This is a genomic window from Fluviicola sp., assembly GCF_030151805.1.
In the GTDB taxonomy this organism is placed as follows: Bacteria; Bacteroidota; Bacteroidia; order Flavobacteriales_D; family Crocinitomicaceae; genus Fluviicola.
Window position 1 is genome coordinate 1 of record NZ_JASLCN010000336.1, and the last position, 7,604, is coordinate 7,604.

The following is a 7,604-nucleotide window of genomic DNA, read 5'->3' on the forward strand; positions in this document are numbered from 1 at the left end:
AAGCGTGGAGCAGTTCGTCGTGCACGTATCTTCTACTTCCGTGGTCTTACTGGAAAAGCAGCACGTATCAAAGAAAAAAGAAGCTTCTCTCACTAAGCCGAAGATTAATCTCGATATATCAGACCCTGACAGTTTTTGTCAGGGTTTTTTTTGTTTTATGGCATCCATTTTGTAAATCACCAAGCCATGAGAAAATGTACCTTCCTCCTCTTCCCGCTCGTTTTGATACAAGCCTGTTCCGGACAAACGCCTGCCGGGTCAGAAAATCCTCAACGATCTGAAACTGCTTTACCTGCTCAACCGGAAATCAATCCGATCCAAACATTGTATGATCAATATAAAGACCGTACAAAACCGAGTACTTCTGTTGGAACAGTGAGCAAGGGAGGGTTGAAAAACGGAAGGTTGTTTCCTTTCAACGGTCCGAACTTCGTCTATTTCGATTCGACCAGTTATTTGGAGAAGCATGCTTTTGTGCACCAGAAGGTCTACCAAACGGTTCTGAATACCTATCAAAAATTCGAGCAACTTCTGCCTTCTTTTGAATTCGGATTAATGGAATGTTCCAACGAACACGGCGGAAAGATTTGGCCGCACCGCACGCATCAGAATGGTTTGAGTGTGGATTTCATGTCGCCTTTACTGAAAGACGGAATTTCCACAACGGATTTCAATTCTTTGGGATTGCCACATTACCTGATGGATTTTGATGACAACGGTGTTTATGCGGAAGATGAACGTTACCGGATAGATTTCAATCTCCTTGCCCGCCACCTGTTGGAGTTGAATGAACAAGCACACAAAAACGGGTTGAAGATTGAGAAGGTTATTCTGAAAATTGCCTTGAAGGATGAGTTGTTTGCAACGGAGTATGGCCGAAAACTAAAAAACAGCGGCATTTATTTCGCGACGAAACTCAGTGAGTTGATTGATTGTTTGCACGATGATCATTATCATGTGGATTTTGGGATTTCAGAAAAATAATCCCTTTGTAGTTCTACGATTTTCAAAATTGGCGTAATTCCGCAATATTACGTCCTGAATTGTAAAGAATCATCCATTCTCAGACATTTACTCATTGGAAACAAAAGTATCACTACTCAGTTCATCATTACAACACAAAATCCAAAAAAATTCAACTGACCTTCTGCCTACTTTTTAGCTTCCCGCTTTCTCCTTCCATAAACCAAACGGTAGAACGGCATGCTAAATCCTGTTTTCACCAGGAAGAAAAACAACACGCAATAAACCGTACTGGAAAGAATGACCGCGAAACAGATAGATTGAATGATGGCACCGTCGGGATGACCTTGCTGAACGGGAAGTGTAGCAATAACAGCAGCTCCAAGGCCTTTCGGAATCATGAACGACATTACGGCTCTATCCAAAACCGGAGTTTCGGAAGAAATAACCAGCTTCACGACAATAATCCGAACGAGGTAAACGATGAATGTGATCAAAGCTCCCAACAAAAGCCAATCCATGCGATTGATCCGGATGCTGATTCCGATGAATACAAAGAAGAAAGTACGAAGCAGAAATACAATTTCACTGAAAAAGGCGCGTTCTTCTTCCGGCAAAACAATCCGTTGATTCGGAACGATTTTTCGCAGGATTTTGGGTTCAAAATAGCTCAGGTTTCCGATTACGATTCCAAAGGTCAAAGCAGTTAAAGGACCACTGTAACCAAGGTATTCCGAAAGTCCGTACAAGAGAAATAAAAATGCCGGAGTGGAGAATTTGGTTGCTTTCAGTGTCGGCAGTTTATTGAGAATGAACGCCCAGAAAAGCGCTCCCAAAACACCAAACACGATTGCCAGGATCAAAGAAGTAATGAATTGGGAAATCAGTGTTTTGACCGAGAAATCACCGGAGACCATTAAGCCCAGAATCGCCAGTGGAATGGCCAGAGTAAACACGTCCGTTTCAGCCGATTCAATGATAAGCGTGGTAGAAGTTTTGGGCTGTACATCGACCTTTTTCACCAAACCGACCACAACCGCAGAAGAAGTTCCTCCCAAAGCAGATCCGATAAACAGGCTGGTTACCCAGGAAAGGTGGAAAATCTGATTACACAGAATAGAAATCGTTATGGTCGTAAAAAGAAACCCGATCGTAGTAATTCCCGCTGAATCCTTGAAAGATTTCCTGACTTCTGAGATTTTGAGGTCCGTTCCGCTTTCGAAAAGAATAAAGACCAACACAAAATTGCTGAACAAAGAGCCGAATTGTCCGAAAGAATCCGGGTTGACAATATGAAACACCGGACCGAGCAAGATTCCCAGGAACATCAGCCCCAGTACATCCGGAATACTTCTTCGCTCGAAAACACCACTCAAAAAATGTCCGCAAAAGATAAAAAAACCGATCGTTATGATGATTACTGATGTCTCCATAAACTGAGTGTTAAGTGAGTGAAAATCCGCATTACCTCATTCGAATAAAAGCTAAAAATGAAACTTAAACTGTGTGAATCGCCCGGATTGAAAATAAGTCATTTAACTTCGTCAAAAAACAATCGGCATGAAAAAGTCCATTTTGTTAACTCTTTTTACAATTCCGGCACTGACCTGTTTTACCCAGATCCGCACATCTGAATCAGATACCATCCGCATCAAAAAGCTGCTTACGGAACTCACAAAAACCTCCAAACCACGCAATTATCAGAACGTGGATCAACTGAACGAAACGGCTTCTTTTATCTTTGAGCAATTCCAACAAAGTGCAGATACTGTTTTCTATCAAACGTACCTGGTTCGTGGTATTACCTACAAAAACGTCATTGCCCGTTTTGGAGATGCACAATCAGAACGCCTGATCATCGGAGCTCATTACGATGTTTGCGGCAACCAGGAAGGCGCGGATGACAATGCTTCAGGGATTGTTGGGTTACTGGAATTGGCGCGCATGCTCAAAGAGCAAAAAACACAAAAAAGCGTCGAATTGGTGGCATATACGCTCGAAGAACCGCCGTATTTCAGAACGGAATACATGGGAAGTTTTATTCATGCCAAATCACTCAAAGATTCCAATGCCAAAGTTTCGGGAATGATCTGCCTGGAAATGATCGGTTATTTCAAAGACGAAAAACGCACACAGGATTACCCCATTGGTTTTCTGAAACTCTTTTATGGCTCCAGAGGAAATTACATCACGGTTGTCAACAAATTCAGCAAGGGAAAAGCGGCACGCAAATTCACCAAAAAGATGGACCGGTTTACGACTTTACCTGTCAAGAAATTCAACGGACCGAAATCACTTACCGGAATCGACTTTTCGGACCATTTAAATTACTGGAAAATGGGTTACAGCGCCTGCATGGTAACAGATACAGCATTTTACCGGAACAAAAATTATCATCAAAAAACGGATGAGATGGGAACACTGAATATTTCCAAAATGGCAAGCGTTATCAATGGTATTTTTTTAAGTATCTTAGCTTAAATTCTTAGATTATGAAGATCTTACTATTCTCATCGATTCTCGCAGTCAGTGCAGCAAAAGGCTGCAGCAAAGAAGATTGCACTGAAAAAGTCAAAGAAGATTGTGTTTGTACGATGCAATACGATCCTGTTTGCGGTTGTAACCAAAAAACATATTCGAATGCCTGTACAGCGCAATGCCACGGAATTACGAAGTATGTGAAGGGGGAATGCCCGAAATAATTGAAAATTGAAAAGGTAAAAGTCAAAAACTTTTCAATTCTCACTTTTAAATTTATTCAATGACAGCTTTAGAAACAGTAACTGCATATTACAACGCTTTTAACGCACGCAACTGGAATGATATGTTGGCTTTGGTCGACGAAAATATTACACACGAACCCAACCAGGGAACTCCGCGGATCGGGAAGAAATTGTTTACCGAGTTCATGCAGCACATGGATGAAAGTTACTCTGAAACACTCAAAGACATCGTTCTTTTTTCTTCTACTCATGAAGGACGGATTGCCGCTGAGTTTGTGGTTCACGGAACTTACAAAAAAGCAGAAGAAGGTTTGCCACCTGCACACGGACAATCTTACGTTCTTCCGGCGGCGGCATTTCTGGAAGTTCAGAATGGAAAAATCACCCGGGTTACGACTTACTATAACCTGGAATTATGGATCGAATTGGTTTCAAAATAAATTGTGAGCAGCTTACGACGTGAATTAGCCCTTGGATTTGAGATCGCAGAATTGATTCCCCAACTGAGTCAGTTACGGATGGATGTTTTTCATGAATTTCCCTACCTGTATGAAGGTTCGCTGGAATACGAAAAAAATTACCTGCAGATTTACACTCACAATCCGTTGAGTTTGGTTTATGCCGTGTTTGATGGCGATCAGATGGTGGGTGCAACTACCGGGATGCCTTTAATCGCAGAATCCATTGAAATTCAACAACCCTTTATAGACCGCGGATTAAATCTCCAGGAGATTTTCTATTTCGGTGAAAGCATTCTTTTACCGCCGTATCGCGGTCAGGGGATCGGACACCAGTTTTTTGACATCCGCGAAAAACACGCACTGGAACACGGATTCAGAGTGACCACATTTTGCTCGGTCGTCCGACCTGCAGATCATCCGTTAAGACCGGAAGCGTATCGTCCGAACAACGATTTCTGGAAGAAACGCGGCTACATCGAACAGGATTACTACTGCCAGATGTCGTGGCTCGACAGAAACGAAACAAAAGAAACTGAAAAAGAATTGATTTTTTGGAAAAGAGAATGGAGGTAACACTTGCTTTGGCTCAATATCCGATCACCGCGCATCATTCATTGGAAGATTGGAAAAATCACACGGAAAAATGGATCTCTGAGGCGGTTTCCCAAGGGGCGCAAATTCTCACGTTTCCGGAATACGGAAGCATGGAACTGACTTCGTTGTTTCCCCGGGAAGTTCGTGATGATCTGAAACTTCAGATTGATCATTTACAAGAGTTACTCCCCTTCTTTATTGAGACGTTTCAAACTTTCGCTCAAACATACAACTGTGTCATCGTTGCACCGAGTTTCCCAGTTACTTTACCGGATAAAACTGTCAATCGTTGTTTTGTCTTCACTCAAACGGATTATTCCTACCAGGACAAGCATTTCATGACGCGTTTTGAAGATGAATCCTGGGGAATTTCTTCTTCTGACGGTATTTTGCGCTTATTCGAAACTCCTATCGGAACCTTTGGTGTTCAGATTTGCTTCGACATTGAATTTCCGCTTGGCGGACAGTTACTGGCAGAAGCCGGAGCACAGTTTATCCTTGTTCCATCTTGTACGGAAACCTTAAAAGGTGCTACACGTGTACACATCGGGGCGCGGGCGCGGGCCATGGAGCAGCAAATTTATACCGGCGTTTCACAAACTGTCGGAGACGCACTTTGGTCGCCAGCTGTGGACATCAATTACGGCTACACAGCTATTTATTCCTCTCCCGACGGCGATTTTCCCGACGAAGGAATCCTGGTGCTTACCGCAGCTCAAAATCCGGGTTGGTTGATTCACACATTGGATCTTTCCAAAAACGAAGAGATTCGTGAAAACGGGCAGGTTCTGAATTTCAAACACAGTCAAAGCCAGAAAATCCGGGATGGAAAAAGCAGTGTGGAAGTTGTTGTGATGAAGGAACCCGTTTTGAATTCGTCGTTTTAAGATTTTCCAGGTACACTATTGTGATTTATTAGTTAACCACATAGAAACCATAGACCAAATAGTTTTTAAATCTCTAAAAAAACGAATTTTCCTTTGGGGATAGAACGATTGAAAAATTTCTTTTGAATCAAATTAGTACAAAAGTATCAGTCACTAATTAAAGTCGAACCATTCTAAGTAACCTCTGCGTCCTTTGCACCTTTGCGTTTTTATTCAATAGAGTTTTTATCTTTAAACGCAATTCCGATAGCTGTCTGGAAACGAAGAGCGTAAAGCCCGTAAAGATTGCTTTTCGCAGTAACCAACCAAGTCCAACATGAAAAAAAGAATTCAAAAACACATTGATAAAGAGGAATACGTCAAAATTTACATTGTCGATCAAGACGGCACTTCTATTACCAATTTTAACGGATACATTCTGGAACAAGACAAGCAGTTTATTCTCATGTCGACCAACAATGACTTTTTCTATGATGGAATAACTGTGATCAGAAAAGCTGACATATCCGAAATCAAGCGAACTGAAAATGAAACCTTTTTCCAAAAAATCATGGAAAAGGAAAATCTGGAAAAAGAAATGTTCGAACGAAAAGAACTTCTGAACTTTCATTTGAACAGCTATCAGGAAATGTTTCAAACCATTCATCAAATGAACATTCCGGTGATTATAGAAACCAAGTACGGAGATGATGATCGCTTTCTGATCGGGCCGGTAGCAAGCTTCCATAACAAGCACGTAAAAATCAACTATTTCAATTCCCGTGGAGAATATGATCTGAAGCCTGTTTCCTGTAAATACAAAGAAATCACACACCTGACGATTGACTCTCCGTATGCCCGGTTGTTTTACAAATACAGTAAAATCGTTGAATAATTAAACTGTTGAAAACCCATGACTAAAACCTGGCAAGGAAAACGAACGGACTTTTTACTAATACTCCTTTACTCACTCGTAACTTTTTTCATCGGTATCATCATTCTACTGGTTGGTGTATCACCTGTCTGGATTTATTTCCGGAAAGTTCCCAAAAAACTACAGTTGGATCTCACAAACCGGAAACTCGAAATCAAAAAACGCAGGAAAACCTTGTGTTATAACATGGATTATATCCGTTTTTATCAACGTCAAACCATTTTCTTCTTCATCTTTGAAATTCATGCGACATTTGAAACAGCCAGAAACGGATCTGTCGAAAAACTCGCAACTGTACTGATAGTTCCAAATTGGGGCCTATCGTGGAATAAAAAAGTGATGACAGAAATCATTCATGAACTGAAACAAGCAGGTGTTCCTGAAATTAAAAACCGTAAAGCTATCCCACTTTCTGATTACTTTCACGATTGATATTTACCTGATAAACTTCAACATATCATGCCCAATTCCATTCAAAAAATCATTTTCCCGCTCTTACTGACCATTCTTTGTAATAAGCTTCATTCCCAGGAAATCATCCTGAATGCGGAAAATTTGCAGACCATCGGTCTTCAGGGGAAGGTGAAAACACTGAAAGAGATTTCTTTTACTGCAAAGAAAATGGCAAACGGCGTTGTTAAATCCGTTAAAGGCTGGCAATATACGTTTGAATACGATTCCGAATCTTTTTTTGATACGCTGGGAAACCTGGTTTTGGAGAACAACCTGAATCTGGGGAAAAAAGAAGCTGTCTACTCCATTCAATACGATAGTCTCGGCAGAATTTCCGTTGTAAACAGGCAACAATTCTCTCATCATTTCCTGTATGATTCGCTGAACAGAATCAATTCTTCCTACAAAACAGATCCTCGTTCCAAAACCCTTCAAACCAGTTATTTCACCTACGATTACAATACTGAAAACCAATTGATCCGGGCAGAAGAATTTGTTGAAAACACTTCTATCGGCGTAGAAACTTTTCTATACAATCCTTCCGGGAAACTCATTTCCAGGGAATTGAAGAAAGGAAATCATATCGAAACACATGTTTACTCGTATAACG

At 41.1% G+C, this 7,604-nt stretch carries 11 protein-coding genes; 10 read left to right on the forward strand and 1 reads right to left on the reverse strand.

What is annotated here, in order from left to right:
• Together Q1V93_RS12700 and Q1V93_RS12705 are read left to right on the forward strand one after the other, a co-directional pair.
• Window positions 1–96: 50S ribosomal protein L19 (locus Q1V93_RS12700; RefSeq protein WP_300665239.1), on the forward strand; the 96-nt coding region annotated here is incomplete at its 5' end.
• 90 nt (window positions 97–186) lie between these two features.
• Entirely contained in the window at window positions 187–984 is a 798-nt protein-coding gene (locus Q1V93_RS12705) for a penicillin-insensitive murein endopeptidase (RefSeq protein ID WP_300665228.1), read from the forward strand.
• A 167-nt stretch (window positions 985–1,151) separates the two neighbouring features.
• On the opposite strand, the gene Q1V93_RS12710 is transcribed toward Q1V93_RS12705, so the two are convergent.
• The gene (locus Q1V93_RS12710; protein WP_300665229.1) at window positions 1,152–2,396 is read right to left on the reverse strand and encodes a cation:proton antiporter; all 1,245 of its coding nucleotides are present in this window, start codon (window positions 2,394–2,396) and stop codon (window positions 1,152–1,154) included.
• A gap of 127 nt (window positions 2,397–2,523) precedes the next feature.
• Between Q1V93_RS12710 and Q1V93_RS12715 the strand changes: the two genes are divergently transcribed.
• The 8 genes from Q1V93_RS12715 to Q1V93_RS12750 form a co-directional block, all read left to right on the forward strand.
• Complete coding sequence (locus Q1V93_RS12715; RefSeq protein WP_300665230.1) at window positions 2,524–3,444, forward strand: M28 family peptidase; 921 nt, start codon at window positions 2,524–2,526, stop codon at window positions 3,442–3,444.
• Between the two features lie 11 nt (window positions 3,445–3,455).
• On the forward strand, window positions 3,456–3,665 hold the full coding sequence (locus Q1V93_RS12720) for a Kazal-type serine protease inhibitor (protein WP_124746038.1): 210 nt from the start codon (window positions 3,456–3,458) through the stop codon (window positions 3,663–3,665).
• 59 nt (window positions 3,666–3,724) lie between these two features.
• Complete coding sequence (locus Q1V93_RS12725; protein WP_300665231.1) at window positions 3,725–4,126, forward strand: ketosteroid isomerase-related protein; 402 nt, start codon at window positions 3,725–3,727, stop codon at window positions 4,124–4,126.
• 3 nt (window positions 4,127–4,129) lie between these two features.
• Complete coding sequence (locus Q1V93_RS12730) at window positions 4,130–4,720, forward strand: GNAT family N-acetyltransferase (RefSeq protein ID WP_300665233.1); 591 nt, start codon at window positions 4,130–4,132, stop codon at window positions 4,718–4,720.
• Window positions 4,711–5,628 (forward strand): carbon-nitrogen hydrolase family protein, encoded by a 918-nt coding sequence (locus tag Q1V93_RS12735; RefSeq protein ID WP_300665234.1) that lies wholly within the window; start codon window positions 4,711–4,713, stop codon window positions 5,626–5,628. Before Q1V93_RS12730 ends, Q1V93_RS12735 begins: the two co-directional genes overlap by 10 nt.
• Window positions 5,629–5,944: 316 nt before the next feature.
• On the forward strand, window positions 5,945–6,502 hold the full coding sequence (locus Q1V93_RS12740) for a hypothetical protein (RefSeq protein WP_300665235.1): 558 nt from the start codon (window positions 5,945–5,947) through the stop codon (window positions 6,500–6,502).
• Between the two features lie 18 nt (window positions 6,503–6,520).
• Window positions 6,521–6,973: a hypothetical protein gene (locus tag Q1V93_RS12745; protein WP_300665236.1), complete on the forward strand. Its 453-nt coding sequence runs from the start codon at window positions 6,521–6,523 to the stop codon at window positions 6,971–6,973.
• 27 nt (window positions 6,974–7,000) lie between these two features.
• On the forward strand, window positions 7,001–7,604 hold a 604-nt coding region (locus Q1V93_RS12750; RefSeq protein WP_300665237.1), incomplete at its 3' end, for a hypothetical protein.

What these genes read in the sequence shown, in the direction of transcription:
- Q1V93_RS12735 (WP_300665234.1), top strand. Translation starts at nt 4,711, where the DNA reads ATGGAGGTAACACTTGCTTTGGCTCAATATCCGATCACCGCGCATCAT.
- Q1V93_RS12725 (WP_300665231.1), top strand. Translation starts at nt 3,725, where the DNA reads ATGACAGCTTTAGAAACAGTAACTGCATATTACAACGCTTTTAACGCA.
- Q1V93_RS12740 (WP_300665235.1), top strand. Translation starts at nt 5,945, where the DNA reads ATGAAAAAAAGAATTCAAAAACACATTGATAAAGAGGAATACGTCAAA.
- Q1V93_RS12715 (WP_300665230.1), top strand. Translation starts at nt 2,524, where the DNA reads ATGAAAAAGTCCATTTTGTTAACTCTTTTTACAATTCCGGCACTGACC.
- Q1V93_RS12710 (WP_300665229.1), bottom strand. Translation starts at nt 2,396, where the DNA reads ATGGAGACATCAGTAATCATCATAACGATCGGTTTTTTTATCTTTTGC.
- Q1V93_RS12720 (WP_124746038.1), top strand. Translation starts at nt 3,456, where the DNA reads ATGAAGATCTTACTATTCTCATCGATTCTCGCAGTCAGTGCAGCAAAA.
- Q1V93_RS12745 (WP_300665236.1), top strand. Translation starts at nt 6,521, where the DNA reads ATGACTAAAACCTGGCAAGGAAAACGAACGGACTTTTTACTAATACTC.
- Q1V93_RS12705 (WP_300665228.1), top strand. Translation starts at nt 187, where the DNA reads ATGAGAAAATGTACCTTCCTCCTCTTCCCGCTCGTTTTGATACAAGCC.